Raw genomic sequence first — 15,292 nt, forward strand, 5'->3', positions numbered from 1 at the left:
GCCGCTGGATCAAGGGTGCCGCTGTGCAAATGCCCTCTCAAACTCTGGGGCGATCTCGTCAGGGCTTCAAGAGACTTCGAACTGGCTGGCGAGACCATTGGTCAGTTGCGAGGCAAAACGGGCGGCAGCTACTGGCAAGGTGCGGCCCTTCAACTGCCCAAGATAGAGGATGCCGGCGGGCACGTCGCGTCCATCGAGCGGGCGTGAGACCATGCGGCCCGTTGAGGTCTGGTCCGACAGACCGATGGGGATCTGGAAGGTTATGATGTTCTCTATCACAGCGTGATTGCGCAGGAACTCGAAATTATCGGACTGGATGACCGGGTCGAGGCGTACGCCGGCAATGCGCATGGCGATGTCGAGCAGGTGGCGTACGCCATAGGCAGTCGTCGGGAGCGCAATCGGGTAATCGACACAATCAGATAGCCTGACCGTCGGCCTCGCTGCCAGCGGATGGTCGGGAGACATGACGACATGCAGCGGCTGGCGGACACGGATGAGCGTCATGAAATCCGTGAGACGCACAGGCTCGAAGACGATGGCCAGATCAGCGCTGTGATCGACGAGCGCCTGTTCGGCCGCCTCACGGTCCCGCAGATGGACGCCGAAAGTGACATTCGGATGCTCCTTGCGATAGAGCGCGATCTGGCGCGGCAAGAAGTAAGGCAAGAGCGCTTGGCTACAGGCAATCGACACATGGCCGCGCCGTACGCCAGAAAGATCGGCAATCTGCGAACGCACCCGCTCCATGTCCGAGAGCTGATTGCGAATGTGGTGGATATAGATCTCTCCGGCGGCCGACAAGCGTACGCCATGGGCCAAGCGTTCGAAGATCGGCACGCCGAGCTCCTCCTCCATGGCGAGAATGCGTCGGTTGAGCGCCGTCGACGTGATGGCGAGCGTATCGGCTGCGGCCCGGATAGAGCCAGCCTTCACCACAGCATCGATGTAGCGAATGGAAGCCAGGTAGCGCATGAAAGCCCTTGCGTACGCTGCTGCATTTTTTGCAGCAGGCCGGCCAAAACATAGCACAAGACAGAAGCGCGTCCATCTGGATTACTGCCATCGAAAGCCAGACGCACCCATTGAACCCGGGCAATGTCGGCTCAACGAACACAGCGGGGAACGTTCACATGTCCAGGATCCTGATGCCCAATCGTCGCCAGTTTCTGATGAACTCAGCCAGTCTCGCCGGTGCTGCTGCCCTTTCGGGTTTGTTGCCGGCCGGCATGGCGCATGCGGCAAATCTTACCGTTGGTTTCGTCTATGTCGGACCGAAGGACGATTTCGGCTACAATCAGTCACATGCCGAGGGCGCAGCCGCCGTCAAGGCCATGGAGGGCGTGACCGTTATCGAGGAGGAGCAGGTTCCCGAAACGGTCGATGTGCAAAAGACCATGGAGAGCATGATCAGCTTTGATGGCGCGACACTCCTGTTCCCGACATCCTTCGGTTACTTCGATCCCCACATCCTGGCTCTGGCGCCGAAGAACCCGGAGGTGCGCTTCCAGCATTGCGGCGGCCTCTGGACTCCGGACAAACCGAAAAATGTCGGCTCCTATTTCGGCTATATCGGCATGGGCCAGTATCTGAACGGCATAGCGGCCGGCTATGCCACGAAGTCGAAGAAGATAGGTTTCGTGGCTGCAAAGCCCATTCCGCAGGTGCTGTTGAATATCAATTCCTTCCTGCTCGGCGCGCGTGCAGTGGATCCGTCGATCACTTGCCAGGTCATTTTCACCGGCGAATGGTCGCTGGCGGTAAAGGAGGCAGAGGCCACCAATGCGCTTGCCGACCAGGGCGTTGATGTCATCACCTGCCATGTGGACGGCCCGAAAGTGGTGATGGAGACCGGGGCTGGTCGCGGGATGTATCTGTGTGGCTATCACGCGAACCAGAGCGCACTTGCACCGGAGAAGTATCTGACCGGAGCGGAGTGGAACTGGGCCAAGGTCTATACCGACATGGTCAAGACGACACTTGCGGGCGGCCAGATCGACAATTTCGTCCGCGGTGGCCTGGCAGACGGCTTCATCAAGATGAGCCCGCTCGGACCGGCCGTGACCGAGGAGGCGCGAAACCGCTTCGAGACCGTCCAGGCCGAGATCATGAAGGGCGGTTTCGCCGCCATCACCGGCCCCCTCAAAGACAATAGGGGCAATGTGGTCGCAACTGCCGGCCAGGCTCTGGCCGAGACCGATGTTGCGCTCGAGAGCATGGACTACCTCGTGGAGGGCGTCGTTGGCTCCACCTCCTGACAGAACCGAGAACAGGAGGCCATATAATGAGCCTGCAGGTCTATCAGATGGCATCACTTTCCGGGCGGACCGGCTTCCTTGACGAGGCCGGTGCCCGCCGCATCGAAGCAGTCCTACTGCCGCTGGCAGCCGTGCTTGCTGGGATCCTGGCTTTCGCGATCTTCCTGCTTCTGCTCGGCAAGTCACCGACTGAGTTCTACGGGCTCGTCTTTAAGGCGGGCTTCGGCACCGCCTTCTCTTGGACAAACACCCTGACGCGTGCAGCCCCGCTTCTGCTGGCTGCGCTCTGCGTTGCACTGCCGGCCCGTCTCGGGCTCGTCATCATTGGTGGCGAAGGTGCGATCGTGCTTGGGGGCGTCGCGGCAGGCGCCGTCGCCATGCTGATGCCGGGCCTTCCGGCTGTCATCGGCATTGGTCTCATGGCCATTGCCGGCATGGCGGTCGGTGGCTTCTGGATTGGCACTGTCGGTGCGCTTCGCCATCTGCGCGGCGTGAATGAGACCATCTCAAGCCTGCTGATGGCCTATATCGCAATTGCCGTGATGAACCACCTGATCGAGGGGCCTTTTCGTGATCCAGCAAGCCTCAACAAGCCCTCCACCGCACCGCTGCCCGAAGCCTGGCGCATCGGCGAGATGCCAGGCATCGGCGTCCACTGGGGGCTTGCCCTGGGCATTCTCGCCTGTATCCTCGCCTGGGTACTGATTGAGCGGACCACCATCGGTTTTGCAGCACGCATCGTTGGAGGCAACGTGCGCGCGGCAGAAATCCAGGGACTTCCGGCGGGCACCCTCGCCATCGGCTTCACGGCGCTTGGCGGCGCCTTCGCAGGGCTGGCCGGCATGGTCGAGGTCGCCGCGATCCACGGCTCGGCAAACGCCTCGCTTGCGGCGGGCTACGGCTACACCGGCATCCTCATTGCCTTTCTCGCCCGCCACAACGCGCTCGCCATCATCCCGGCCGCCATTCTGTTTGCCGGCATCGAGGCGTCGAGCGGGCTTATACAGAGGCGCATGGACCTGCCCGATGCGACTGTGCTCGTTCTGGAGGGCATGGTCTTCATCGCCATCCTCTTGACCGACACGCTGCAGGGTCGCGTCCGCTTCCTCACATTCTTCGAGCGGAGGCAGAAATGACCGACGAGATCGGCCTGTGGGGAGTACCCCTTGCAATCCTTGGCGGTGCAATCCGTGTCTCCACGCCCTTCATATTCGTCTCCATCGGGGAGTGCCTGACGGAACGGTCGGGGCGTATCAATCTTGGGCTTGAGGGCACTCTGGTCTTCGGCGCCATGAGTGGATATGCGGTCGCCTATCACACGGGATCGCCCTGGCTCGGCACCTTGGCCGCCGCCTTCTCCGGCCTGCTGTTCGGCCTGCTGCACGGCTGGCTCTGCCGCCTGCCGCGCGTCAACGACATCGCCATCGGAATAGCGCTGATGATCTTCGGCACGGGCCTCGCCTTCTTGTTCGGCAAGCCTTACGTGCAGCCAGTTGCACCGGACCTGCCGGCCATCCCGCTCGGTTTCTGGTCAAGCCTGCCGCAGGTGCAGGCCGCATTGAATGTCAATGTGCTGTTCCTTGTGGGCATCGTACTCGCATTCGCCACGGCCTGGATGTTGAAGAACACCCGCGTCGGGCTGACGATCCGCGTGACCGGCGACAGCGCCGATGCGGCGCGTGCCCTTGGCATCGACGTCAACCGGGTGCGGCTCTGGAGCACAGCGGCCGGCGGTGCGCTTGCCGGTGTCGGTGGCGCCTATCTCTCGCTCTACTATCCCGGAAGCTGGAACGAAGGGATCTCCTCCGGCCAGGGGCTGATGGCGGTGGCACTGGTGATCTTCGCCCGCTGGAATCCGGTCAACTGCCTCTATGCCTCACTGCTGTTTGGCGGCGCCGGCGCGCTCGGTCCGGCGTTGCAGTCCGTCGGCATCACGAGCGGCTACTATCTCTTTTATGCCGCTCCTTATGTGCTCACCCTGGGACTACTGGTCGCGACCAGCTCGCGCACCCGCGCCATGCCGTCTGCACCCGGCGAACTCAGCATAGTCAAGTAAACAGTGCCGCAGCAGCGGCAAGCGAATGGAGACCGTGATGACCACCATTCAGGCCGATCCCTATCTCTGGCCCTATAATGGAGATCTGCGACCGGACAATACGGCCCTGATCATCATCGACATGCAGACGGATTTCTGCGGGCCAGGCGGCTATGTCGACAAAATGGGCTATGATATCGGGCTCACCAGAGCGCCGATCGAGCCGATCAAGGCCGTGCTTCAAGCCATGCGTGACAAGGGCTACCACGTCATACACACCCGCGAGGGTCACCGGCCGGACCTTTCCGACCTGCCTGGGAACAAGCGCTGGCGGTCACAACAGATCGGCGCCGGTATTGGCGATGCTGGTCCCTGCGGGCGCATCCTGGTGCGCGGCGAGCCAGGCTGGGAGATCATCGACGAACTGAAACCCATGGACGGTGAGCCTGTCATAGACAAACCGGGCAAGGGCTCCTTCTGCGCCACCGACCTCGAGCTTCTCCTGCGCACCCGCGGTATCGAAAACATAGTGCTCTCGGGGATCACCACTGATGTCTGCGTGCATACCACCATGCGCGAGGCGAACGATCGCGGCTTTGAATGCCTGCTCCTCGAAGACTGTTGCGCTGCCACCGACCCCGGCAACCATGCGGCTGCGATCAAGATGGTGAAGATGCAGGGCGGCGTTTTCGGCTCGGTTTCCGACAGTGGCAAGTTTGTCGAGGCACTGCCATGAGCACCAACGCTCAGCAAGCCAAGGCACTGACGCGCGCCATCGGTGTGGAAACGGTCGGCATGACGATGCGGTTTGGATCGTTCACAGCGCTGAAAGACGTCTCGCTGAAGGTCAAAGCGGGCTCCTTCCATGTCCTGCTCGGCGAAAACGGAGCAGGCAAGTCGACCCTCGTCAAATGCATGATGGGCTTTTACCGACCGACAGTTGGCCAGATGATGGTTGCCGACCGTGAGGTGCAGGTCAGAGACCCGCGTGACGCTCATGAGCTCGGCCTCGGCATGGTCTACCAACATTTTACGCTTGTGCCCTCACTGACGGCGGCAGAGAACCTGGTAATCAGCCGCGCGGATGTGCCGGCCCGCATCGACTGGGGCAAGGAGCGCACCGACCTTGCCGCTTTCATGGAAAGAATGCCCTTTACCGTTCCGCTGGACGTGCCTGTCGGACGGCTCGCGGCGGGCGAAAAGCAGAAGCTGGAACTCTTGAAGCAGCTTTATCTCGGGCGCCGATTTCTCATTCTGGACGAGCCGACCTCGGTGTTGACCCCTTCGGAGGCCGACGAGCTGCTCGGCATGGTGCGCGGCCTGACCACCGCTGGCGAACTCACCTGCCTTATGATTTCGCACAAGTTCCGCGAGGTGACAGCCTTTGCCGACGCAGTCTCGGTGTTGCGCCGCGGAGAGCATGTGGGGGGTGGCAAGGTGGCTGACCTTACGACTGCAGAGATGGCGGCGATGATGATCGGCGAAAAGGAACTGATGCGTCCTGCTGCCCGCGTCCCGATGAACGGCGCGCCGGTGTTGACCGTCTCCAGCGCCAAGGCGCCGGATCGATCGGGCCTCAAGACGATCAGCATCGATCACCTCGCGGTGCGAGCTGGGGAAGTCGTCGGCATTGCCGGCATTTCCGGAAACGGACAGATGGAACTGATGGAGATCCTGTCGGGGCAGCGGCAGCTGTCTGCGGGAATTGTACAGGTCTGTGGCACGCCGTTTCGGGCCAGCCGTAGCGAGATGCGGGCTTTGAATGTGCGCACGCTGCCGGAAGAGCCCTTGCGCAATGCCTGCGCGCCTAAGATGAGCGTTGCCGAGAACATCTTCTTTCGCGATTTCGATTACGCAACAGACAAACGCAAATTCTGGCTGGATCGGCGCCGCATGGCCGCTCTGGCAGCCCGGTTGATCGGCGACTACAAAGTCAAGACTGCGTCTCTGGAGACGCCAATAGCATCTCTTTCCGGCGGTAATGTTCAGCGTGCCGTGCTGGCGCGCGAGCTGAACGGGACGGTAGACCTGCTGTTGATGGCCAATCCCTGCTTCGGTCTTGATTTCTCGGCCGTGGCGGAAATCCGCGCGCGCATCATGGCGGCGCGCAATGGGGGTGCTGCCGTCTTGCTGATCAGCGAGGATCTCGACGAGATCCTCGAACTCTCTGACCGCATCCTTGTCATGTCGGAAGGCGCAATCGTCTTTGAGACGCAAGCTGACGGAGCCGATATCGGGGAAATTGGAAGACATATGGCAGGACATCACTGATGGCAGTTATCAAGGCACGCCCCTTCGACATCACGATCACACCGGAAAAGATCGCTTTGGTCGTCATCGACATGCAGCGCGACTTCATCGAGCCGGGCGGCTTCGGCGCCACGCTTGGCAATGACGTCACGCTGCTGCAGGCGATCATCCCTGCCACCGCGCGGCTGATTGACGGTTTTCGGCGTGCCGGCCTGCCGGTGATCCACACGCGCGAATGCCATGCGCCAGACCTCTTGGACTGCCCGCCTGCCAAGCGAGCGCGTGGAAAGCCATCCTTGCGCATCGGCGATCCCGGTCCGATGGGTCGTATCCTGATTGCCGGCGAGGACGGGGCCGACATCGTCGCGGCCCTTGCGCCGCTGCCTGGCGAGACTGTCATCGACAAGCCCGGCAAGGGCGCGTTCTACGCAACCCCTCTTGGCGATATCCTGCAGGAGAAGGGTATCTCGCAACTCGTCTTTGCCGGCGTGACCACGGAGGTCTGCGTGCAGACCACCATGCGCGAGGCAAACGACCGGGGCTATGAGTGCCTGCTCGCAACCGACGCGACCGAAAGCTATTTCCCAGAATTCAAGAAGGCCGCCATCGACATGATGACCGCACAAGGCGCGATCGTCGGCTGGGCGGCGACGGTGGACCAGATTGTCGAGGCCCTCGATGCGTGAGACCCTGCATATGGCACAGTTCTTGGCGAGCCGCTGGAAGGAAGCCCCCTTCGAACATTTTCGCGATGGCGTGGAGATCTGCCGTCTCATCCAGGGTGAACCGGAACTGGCGCTCTTGCGCTATGCGCCGGGCGCCAGCGTGCCGCAGCACCGGCATACGGGGCTGGAAACCATTCTGATACTGGAGGGCTCGCAAAGCGACGAAAACGGCCATTACGGGCCAGGTTCGCTTGTCGCCAATCCCGAAGGCACCGTGCATTCCGTCTCCTCGGCAGAAGGCTGCGTCGTCCTCATCCAGTGGACGAAGCCGGTCGAAATCCTCTGACATCTGAAAGTGACGTCATGAACATGATGACCATGCCCTTCACCCTCAAGCAGTTGCACACCGCCTATGCCGCAGGCCTCAGCCCAATGGCTGTGATTGAGGAAGTCTACCGGCGCATTGAAGAGGCTGACGATCCAGGAATCTTCATCCACCTGGCACCGAAAGAGACAATTCTGTCCGCTGCCGCAGAGCTTGGCCCCTACGATCAAGAACGCCCGCTCTATGGAATTCCCTTCGCAGTAAAGGACAACATCAATGTCGCGGGCATGCCGACCACCTGCGCCTGCCCGGACTTCGAGTATGCCGCAACGGCTGACGCCTTTGTGGTGGCAAAACTGAAAGCCGCCGGCGCTCTGCCGATCGGCAAGACTAATCTCGATCAGTTCGCGACCGGCCTGGTTGGTATACGTTCCCCCTATACGATCCCCAGGAACGCCATTGATCCGTCCATCGTGCCGGGTGGGTCGAGCAGCGGCTCGGCCGTGGCTGTAGCGCGTGGCATTGTGCCGTTCGCACTTGGGACGGATACGGCCGGCTCCGGCCGCGTGCCCGCGGCGCTCAACAATATTGTCGGGCTGAAGCCGACGCTCGGCACGCTATCGGCCACCGGCATGGTTCCGGCATGCCGCACGCTTGACACCATCTCGATCTTCGCCCTGTCGGTCACAGACGCATTCGCTGCTTACGCTGCAGCTGCCGGATATGACCAGGCCGACGCCTATTCGCGCGATGTTGCGGCACCCTTCCTGGAAACCCCGGGGGCGGGCTTCAGCATCGGCGTTCCCGATGCCGCATCACGCCGGTTCTTCGGCGACGTTGAACAGGAGGTGTCGTTCGAGGCGACGCTTGCTGTTCTTGAGGCCAAGGGGCACCGCATCGTGCCGCTCGATTTCACACCGCTTTATCGCATTGCCGAGCTGCTCTACGAGGGAGCATGGGTAGCGGAGCGTTATGCAGCCATCGAAGAGGTGTTCCGCACCACGCCCGACGCACTCTTTCCAGTGACCCGCAGGATTATCGGACGCGCCGAAACCCTGACGGCGGCAGATGCCTTCCGCGACATCTACCGGCTTGCTGATCTCAAGCGCAAAGCCGCACCATTGATCGGCGCTGCCGATCTTCTTTGTGTCCCCACCATTCCGTGCTTCTTCAGCGTGAATGATCTGGAACAGGATCCCGTGGGGCCAAATTCCAAGCTCGGCACCTATACAAATTTCGTCAACCTGCTGGATCTTTGCGGGATCGCCGTGCCGGTCGCGGCACGCACCGATGGACGTCCTGGAAACGTGACCCTGCTGGGTGCTGCCGCGCTGGATGGCCGCATCGCCGGCGTGGCGGCCAGCCTGCAGGCTGAAGCTTCCCCTCCACTTGGTTCCACAGACTGGGAGCTCGAGCCAATCGAGGCCCTCGCCCCGGCAGCCGGCCCAGCCGAGATTGCAATCGCACTGGTCGGCGCTCATATGCGCGGCCTACCGCTTAATGGCGAGATCACACGTCTTGGTGGCCGCTTTCTTGCGCAGCGCCGAACCGCCGCCGAATACCATCTTTACGCACTTGCTGGCGGACCGCCTCAGCGGCCGGGGCTTGTCAGGGTGAACGAAGGTGGACAGGCGATTGCACTTGAGGTCTGGGCGCTTCCCCTCGATCACTTCGGCACCTTCATGACGGGCGTCCCCTCACCGCTCTCGATCGGGACCGTCAGGCTTGATGACGGATCTGCCGTCAAGGGCTTTCTCTGTGAACCGGCCGGGCTCTCGGGCGCCGAGGATATCACAGACCTCGGCGGCTGGCGCGCCTTTCTGGCCGCAGCGTACAGCTAGGGTCATGATCCTAGCCTAAACCGCAGCGACCTCACCGGAACAACACTCGACCGCCATCATGGCCCCTTAAGGAAGGCTGTGAGCGCAATAAGCGGGCCGACAACGCACTAACTTCTGTTGGCATGGCGCCCAGTCCATAGCCATAAAGAGCGACCGCCCACGTGCGGGCATGCGGTGAAGGATAGACAAGACAACCCTGGATGCTGTTCGGAATACGGACCCTCGCTCCATCGAAGGCCATTCAGATAAGGTTCGAGAAAGCCGGACCGATCACGCAATGCCTGAGACGGTCAAGTGAGCAACGGCCAGTGCTCTTAAGAGCTCAGAGGCTTGGCCGCAGGAGCCACCACATGTGGCGCCCCCTGCCCTGCCTTCGGTCAGGGTGCGGGAGGCGCAAGGCATTAACACGTCTCCCAGCACAGTCTCCCATCAAGCCAGTTCAAACCGGATTGGCTGTGCACCTTCCCATAGTGTTTTGTTGCCAAGCTCGGGAAGCTTGTCGAGGTTGGACGTCAGCGTGATGAAGTGATTGCCAGCGAGCTGGCCCATCTTCGATGAGAAATCGACACCGCCATAGGCGAGCAGGATCTCGGTTTCACTGATACCGCCTGGATAGAGAATGATATGGCCTGGAGCAGGATGACTCGTATGGTTCTCGTAGCCGACACCGAAGTTGTAATCGCCAAGCGGGATCCAGACGCCTTCTCCCGACCAGCGAACGTGGACGATCTGTCCGTCAAATGGCAAGCGCTCCATGAAGGCCTTGCAAGTCTCTGGCGCTTTCTCGGTTTCGAGCACTGCGTCAAAGACGAAGGGGCCGGCGGTAACTTTCAGTTTCATGATCAGATCTCCTTCATGTTCATGCTGTCGATTGGTGGGCGGGTCTTTGCCGAACGGTATGTTCCGGCACCTTTCTCACCGACGAGAACCCCGTCTTCGACCATCACCTGGCCGGATAGAATGACGGTGGTTGGCCAACCGGTGACCTCAAGGCCCTCGTATGGCGAATAGTCGGCTGCGTCGTGAAGATCGGCATGCCGTATATGCCGTCGCTGCACCGGGTCCCAAATTGCGAGATCCGCATCGGCTCCGATCGCAATCGTGCCCTTTTGAGGGTAGAGGCCATAGGTCTTTGCGTGATTGGTGGCCGACAGGGCTACGAAGCGGGGAAGATCAATCCGACCCTTCATCACGCCTTCCGAAAACAAGATGGGAAGCCTTGTCTCAACCCCGGGAATGCCGTTTGGAATATGGCGAAAACTCTTCAATCCCTTCGGATTACGCTTGCCTTGCGCATCGTCGTAGCGGAAGGGGCAATGATCGGAGGAAAAGAGGTCGAAGGCCCCCGTTTCTATGCCGAGCCAGCAAGCGTCTTGTGCAGCCTTGTCACGAGGAGGCGGTGAGCAGACGAACTTGGCACCTTCCCAATCCATCCCCTCAAGATCATCGGCAGTCAGCATCAGATACTGCGGACATGTTTCTCCGACCACTTTCACGCCTCTGGCGCGCGCCCGTGCAATCTCGTCCATTGCCTCACCGTTGGAGACGTGAACGATAACGATGGGAACATCCACAATTTCGGCAAGCGTCAACGCCCGATGTGTGGCTTCGCGCTCAACGGCAACCGGTCTGGTGGAGGCATGAGCGTGAGGGGAAACAATCCCCGCCTTCTCATGACGATCGATCAGAAAGCGGATCGCATCCTCATTCTCGCAATGAACCATGACCGTCGCACCGGTTTCTCTGGCAACATCGAGGGTCTTGAGAATGTCAGCATCGCTCAGGCGAAGATCCTCGTAGGTCATGAACACCTTGAAGGACGCATAGCCATCGGCCGCAAGGGCTCGAAGCTCTTGCCCGATCAGGCTTTCGGTCGCATCGCTGACGATCAGGTGAAAGCTCACATCCGTATAGCAATTCCCGTCTGCGAGCTGGTGATAGGCATTCAGAGCCTCGCGCAGAGGACGCCCTTTTTCCTGAAGGCAAAAGGGCATGACGGTCGTGTTTCCGCCAAACAGCGCCGACAGCGTTCCGCTCTCGAAACCATCAGCCATGACGATCCCTTCGCCTGAGGGCTGGGCCATGTGGACGTGGCTATCGATGCCGCCAGGCAGGACAAACTTGCCATTGGCGTCTATGGTTTTTCGGGCACCAGCGAGACCGTCGCCAATCTGAACAATCCGTCCGCCCCGAATCCCTATGTCAGCCTTGAAGACATCCGATGCGGTTGCAATCGTGCCACCACGAATGATTAGGTCAAAGTCACTCATTGCCTTGCCTCAGTGATGCAGGATCTTGCTGAGGAAGGCCTCAGTACGCGGATTAGTGTGGTTCTCGAAAAACTCGTCCGTCGGCAGATCTTCGACGATTTCGCCCTGATCGATGAAAACCACGCGGGTTGCGACCTTTCGCGCAAAACCCATTTCATGTGTCACAACCATCATCGTCATGCCGTCACGCGCAAGACCTGTCATGACATCGAGAACCTCTGAGATCATTTCCGGGTCAAGCGCTGAGGTCGGCTCGTCAAACAGCATGGCTTTCGGATTCATCGCCAGCGCCCGCGCAATCGCCACGCGCTGCTGCTGGCCGCCTGACAGCTGACCAGGATACTTATGAGCGTGTCCTGACATGCCGACCCGGTCCAGAAGATCCATGGCGCATTTTCGGGCCTCGGTCTCCGTGCGGTGCAATACAATGCGCTGAGCCAGCATGATATTGTTTTCAATCGTCAAATGCGGAAAGAGTTCGAAGTTTTGAAAAACCATACCTATACGGGAGCGCAGATCAGGCAGGTCGGTCGATGGATCATTGACCTCGATCCCATCGACGCGGATGGATCCTTTCTGAATTGGTTCCAGCGCATTGACGCATTTGATCAGCGTCGACTTTCCCGACCCTGATGGTCCGCAGACCACGACCACCTCACCTTTAGATACTCTGGTCGAGCAATTTTTCAGAACGGGGTGGTGGCCATAGTATTTGAAGATGCCGTTGATCTCGATCATGGCTGCCCTCCTTTGAAGCGAGAAATCGAAAATGCTGAAAGGTCTCGACCTGGATCGCGACGGCGTACCAAGTCTGCAGTGATCTGTCCGACGATCGGGCCGAGCGTGTAGCCGTTGGATGTCACTGCGTTGAAAAAACCGGGCATGTCTGGATGCTCACCGAGGATGGGTGCACCGTCGATATTGATGTTCATCGCAGCCCAGCTTCTGATGACATGCAGTTTGCGCAGTCCGGGAACGACATGCTGAGCAACCCACAGATTGCCTTCGAGACTGGAGAAGATAGGACGAGGATGGCTGTGTACCGGGTCGAGACCGGCCGTCCATCCGCCTCCGATAATGAAGTTGCCATTGGCGGCCTGCTTCAACGTCAAATGACGGTCGGCATGAGCCACAAGATGTGAGATCGCAGGTGCTGCAGCCTCCGTGACGACCATTTGAAGCGGCGCACCAAAGACAGGCACCTTCAGGCCAAGCATGGCGCCTATCCGCGATGCAAAGGCACCAGCAGCATTGATAATCCGGCCGGCCCTTATAGTACCGCGCGACGTCTGGATCTCAAATCCTGCGTCAAGCCGAACAATCGCCTGTACCTCCGTACGGTCGAAGATCTGCGCGCCAGCGGCGACGGCCGCGTCCTGAACGTGACGCGTGGCGACCAGCGGATTGATCTTCCCCTCCTGAGGACAATAGGCGGCACCGATCAAGTCAGTGGATAGCAGGGGCTCCAATGCGTTAAGCTCGGCACGCCCTATCACATGGCATTCAATGCCTTGCTGTCTTTCGAGGCTGGTTTTCTCTTCCAGGAAGCGCATCTGCGCTTCCGTCTCGGCAACCATCAAGCCTCCGGTGATCTTCATTTCGAAGTCGACACCAAGCTCATCCTGAAGCCGTTGCCACAGCGCGATAGAATCCTTTTGGAGGGGCAGGCTTTGCGCAGCGGGCCCACCGCCGGCTTCAGCCCGAGCGCCGTGATCAAAGGAGAGAAGCTGCGCGTGGAGGCTTCCCGCATTGCCGCCGGAGGCGAGCCCCCCAGGGAATCCACGTTCCAACACGATCACGTCTTCGCCGGCCCGGGCGAGGAACATCGCTGTCGATAGACCTGCAATTCCCCCGCCGATCACCACCGTCGCTGCTTCCTTCAAAGGCAAAGTAGCGCCATGTGGGATGGGCGGGCGATCCGGCAGAAGCGCACGCTTGTGGCCACCCCATTCGGGCTTTTCGACCGCCAATGCTGCAAGCGGCAGCGGCCTGAGCGGCATTTGTGGGGCGAGCACACCCACCGTTTCATTGATGGGGTGTGCCGTAAGCGCAGTCAGTGTTGGAGAGCAGTACCGCCCCTGACAACGGCCCATGCCCGCACGCGTCAATCGCTTGAGCGTTGCAATATCGGGAGGGCCTTGTCTGGCAGCTGCCTTGAGGGTTCCCATCTGCACGCTTTCGCAGCGGCATACAAGAACATCGTCGGGAACCGTGAGAGTAGGTGTTTGAGACGCAAAGAGCTGCCAGAGGGATTGTTGAAAAGACGTTGCGCGAGTGAGCTTGCGCTCATGGGATGTCGCCGAGTGGACAGTGAGGCCGAGCTTTCTGGCAATGGCGCGTCCGGCCAGTCTACCCTCGGCCAGGGCAACCTGTGCGCCAGCGAACCGTCGCGCCTCACCGATGATGTAAACATCGGGCCGGGAGCTCATGCCTTCGCCGTCGCATTCAGCGCGAAGTTGTCCGTCGGCCCCGACGCGATGAGCACAACCGAGGAGCCGAGACAGTTCACTGGATGAAGCAAAATCACCGCCCAGCAAGACAGTATCGATCTCGAACTCGGTGTCGCCCTTTGGCCCCCTGACGAGCGCCTTTTCGACCTTGCCATGCCCTGTGATCGACACGACTTGTGACTGCCAGGCGACATCAACCCCGGCACGCTCAAGCCGAACCAGCTCGCGCATTCCTTTGATCGCCAGTGCTGGATCAAGCCTGAGCAGTGCCAGAGCCTCGATTGGTTTCGACCAAGGAGCAGAACCCCGCTCCACCAAAGCGACGACTTCAGTACCCGCCTTCACGATCTCTGCTGCAACCTGAATGTTGAGCGGTCCATTGCCAGCGATCAGGATGCGTTTTCCAGGTACCGTTCCATAGCTGCGCAAAAGCGTCTGCGCCGCGCCGGCGGTCATCACGCCTGGCAAGGTCCATCCCGGAACCGCATTGGGACGCTCATAGGCACCTGTAGCGATAACCAGCATGCGCGGGCGGCAATAGAATGCGCCATCGGGCCCAAGACACGAAATGACCGTCGCAGTTCCGTCTTGACCAGCCCCCCATACAGTGACACCCGGCAAGATTGTTACGCCGAGCGCACGGGCTTGACCGATCAGGTCACGGCCATCGGCAGCCTGGCGATCGCCGTCAATAGAGCTCACGGCAGTTGGCGTGTTTGGCTGCTTGTAGAATTGTCCCCCAAGCGTATGTCTTTCGTCGACAAGGGTAACGCGGGCGCCAGCTTCGGCTGCAGAAATGGCAGCTCCGAGACCGCCTGGGCCAGCACCAACGATCATCACGTCCACGTCGAAGTGAGGGATGTTCTCGGGTATGGGCTTCAGGTCCTGGAGTGCCGGCTCCGCGATATCGGGTTTTGACGCCTGCCAGTCGATCCGCATGCCATCCTGAACCTGCGTCATGCAGGATCGCTGGCTCGTTTTTCCGTCGATGGTAACCAGACACTCGTTGCATACGCCCATACCGCAGAACAGGCCACGACCTGCACCTGCTGCGTCGATCGAAAAATCAGCGCAGCCGATGCTTGTCAGCGCAGCGGCCACAGAAAGGCCCGTCTCGACACGGTGTTTTACACCGTTGATCAAGAGGGTCTTTTGGTCGTCCTTCAAGGGTTCGGCTGCCACCGGGGAGCTCCAATCT

General features: G+C 60.3%; 13 protein-coding genes. 8 read left to right on the forward strand and 5 right to left on the reverse strand.

What is annotated here, in order from left to right; translation table 11 throughout:
• Positions 1 to 66: 66 nt before the first annotated feature.
• Positions 67 to 975, reverse strand: coding sequence for a LysR family transcriptional regulator (locus QWE_RS07380; RefSeq protein WP_006725478.1), 909 nt, complete (start codon positions 973 to 975; stop codon positions 67 to 69).
• Between the two features lie 158 nt (positions 976 to 1,133).
• Here QWE_RS07380 and QWE_RS07385 point away from each other — a divergent pair, with 158 nt between their 5' ends.
• From QWE_RS07385 to atzF, 8 genes are read left to right on the forward strand one after another with little or no spacing between them, the layout of a single operon-like run.
• Positions 1,134 to 2,258: a BMP family ABC transporter substrate-binding protein gene (locus QWE_RS07385; protein WP_006725479.1), complete on the forward strand. Its 1,125-nt coding sequence runs from the start codon at positions 1,134 to 1,136 to the stop codon at positions 2,256 to 2,258.
• A gap of 47 nt (positions 2,259 to 2,305) precedes the next feature.
• Positions 2,306 to 3,394, forward strand: coding sequence for an ABC transporter permease (locus tag QWE_RS07390; protein WP_052018110.1), 1,089 nt, complete (start codon positions 2,306 to 2,308; stop codon positions 3,392 to 3,394).
• The gene (locus QWE_RS07395; protein WP_006725481.1) at positions 3,391 to 4,314 is read left to right on the forward strand and encodes an ABC transporter permease; all 924 of its coding nucleotides are present in this window, start codon (positions 3,391 to 3,393) and stop codon (positions 4,312 to 4,314) included. Before QWE_RS07390 ends, QWE_RS07395 begins: the two co-directional genes overlap by 4 nt.
• A gap of 37 nt (positions 4,315 to 4,351) precedes the next feature.
• Complete coding sequence (gene biuH, locus QWE_RS07400; protein ID WP_240532514.1) at positions 4,352 to 5,029, forward strand: biuret amidohydrolase; 678 nt, start codon at positions 4,352 to 4,354, stop codon at positions 5,027 to 5,029.
• Positions 5,026 to 6,564, forward strand: a complete 1,539-nt coding sequence (locus QWE_RS07405) for an ABC transporter ATP-binding protein (protein ID WP_006725483.1) — start codon at positions 5,026 to 5,028, stop codon at positions 6,562 to 6,564. The genes biuH and QWE_RS07405 overlap by 4 nt, the downstream gene beginning before the upstream one ends.
• The gene (locus QWE_RS07410; protein ID WP_006725484.1) at positions 6,564 to 7,229 is read left to right on the forward strand and encodes a cysteine hydrolase family protein; all 666 of its coding nucleotides are present in this window, start codon (positions 6,564 to 6,566) and stop codon (positions 7,227 to 7,229) included. The genes QWE_RS07405 and QWE_RS07410 overlap by 1 nt, the downstream gene beginning before the upstream one ends.
• A complete protein-coding gene (locus tag QWE_RS07415) occupies positions 7,222 to 7,554 on the forward strand; it encodes a cupin domain-containing protein (RefSeq protein ID WP_006725485.1) in 333 nt (110 codons plus the stop codon). Before QWE_RS07410 ends, QWE_RS07415 begins: the two co-directional genes overlap by 8 nt.
• 17 nt (positions 7,555 to 7,571) lie before the next feature.
• Positions 7,572 to 9,374: an allophanate hydrolase gene (atzF, locus tag QWE_RS07420; protein ID WP_006725486.1), complete on the forward strand. Its 1,803-nt coding sequence runs from the start codon at positions 7,572 to 7,574 to the stop codon at positions 9,372 to 9,374.
• Positions 9,375 to 9,803: 429 nt separating this feature from the next.
• Here atzF and QWE_RS07425 read toward each other — a convergent pair whose 3' ends face one another.
• The 4 genes from QWE_RS07425 to QWE_RS07440 are packed head-to-tail and all read right to left on the reverse strand — an operon-like array spanning position 9,804 to position 15,276.
• Positions 9,804 to 10,214 carry a DUF3830 family protein gene (locus QWE_RS07425; protein ID WP_006725487.1) on the reverse strand — a complete coding sequence of 137 codons (411 nt, stop codon included), beginning with the start codon at positions 10,212 to 10,214 and terminating at the stop codon, positions 9,804 to 9,806.
• A gap of 2 nt (positions 10,215 to 10,216) precedes the next feature.
• Positions 10,217 to 11,644, reverse strand: coding sequence for a dihydropyrimidinase (gene hydA, locus QWE_RS07430; RefSeq protein WP_040299724.1), 1,428 nt, complete (start codon positions 11,642 to 11,644; stop codon positions 10,217 to 10,219).
• Between the two features lie 9 nt (positions 11,645 to 11,653).
• Entirely contained in the window at positions 11,654 to 12,382 is a 729-nt protein-coding gene (locus QWE_RS07435; protein WP_006725489.1) for an amino acid ABC transporter ATP-binding protein, read from the reverse strand.
• On the reverse strand, positions 12,379 to 15,276 hold the full coding sequence (locus tag QWE_RS07440) for an FAD-dependent oxidoreductase (RefSeq protein WP_006725490.1): 2,898 nt from the start codon (positions 15,274 to 15,276) through the stop codon (positions 12,379 to 12,381). The genes QWE_RS07435 and QWE_RS07440 overlap by 4 nt, the downstream gene beginning before the upstream one ends.
• Between the last annotated feature and the right edge of the window lie 16 nt (positions 15,277 to 15,292).

This window comes from Agrobacterium albertimagni AOL15, from assembly GCF_000300855.1.
Lineage (GTDB): Bacteria > Pseudomonadota > Alphaproteobacteria > Rhizobiales > Rhizobiaceae > Allorhizobium > Allorhizobium albertimagni.

What these genes read in the sequence shown, in the direction of transcription:
- QWE_RS07435 (WP_006725489.1), bottom strand. Translation starts at nt 12,382, where the DNA reads ATGATCGAGATCAACGGCATCTTCAAATACTATGGCCACCACCCCGTT.
- QWE_RS07405 (WP_006725483.1), top strand. Translation starts at nt 5,026, where the DNA reads ATGAGCACCAACGCTCAGCAAGCCAAGGCACTGACGCGCGCCATCGGT.
- QWE_RS07410 (WP_006725484.1), top strand. Translation starts at nt 6,564, where the DNA reads ATGGCAGTTATCAAGGCACGCCCCTTCGACATCACGATCACACCGGAA.
- hydA (WP_040299724.1), bottom strand. Translation starts at nt 11,644, where the DNA reads ATGAGTGACTTTGACCTAATCATTCGTGGTGGCACGATTGCAACCGCA.
- atzF (WP_006725486.1), top strand. Translation starts at nt 7,572, where the DNA reads ATGAACATGATGACCATGCCCTTCACCCTCAAGCAGTTGCACACCGCC.
- QWE_RS07395 (WP_006725481.1), top strand. Translation starts at nt 3,391, where the DNA reads ATGACCGACGAGATCGGCCTGTGGGGAGTACCCCTTGCAATCCTTGGC.
- QWE_RS07380 (WP_006725478.1), bottom strand. Translation starts at nt 975, where the DNA reads ATGCGCTACCTGGCTTCCATTCGCTACATCGATGCTGTGGTGAAGGCT.
- biuH (WP_240532514.1), top strand. Translation starts at nt 4,352, where the DNA reads ATGACCACCATTCAGGCCGATCCCTATCTCTGGCCCTATAATGGAGAT.
- QWE_RS07415 (WP_006725485.1), top strand. Translation starts at nt 7,222, where the DNA reads ATGCGTGAGACCCTGCATATGGCACAGTTCTTGGCGAGCCGCTGGAAG.
- QWE_RS07390 (WP_052018110.1), top strand. Translation starts at nt 2,306, where the DNA reads ATGGCATCACTTTCCGGGCGGACCGGCTTCCTTGACGAGGCCGGTGCC.
- QWE_RS07385 (WP_006725479.1), top strand. Translation starts at nt 1,134, where the DNA reads ATGTCCAGGATCCTGATGCCCAATCGTCGCCAGTTTCTGATGAACTCA.
- QWE_RS07425 (WP_006725487.1), bottom strand. Translation starts at nt 10,214, where the DNA reads ATGAAACTGAAAGTTACCGCCGGCCCCTTCGTCTTTGACGCAGTGCTC.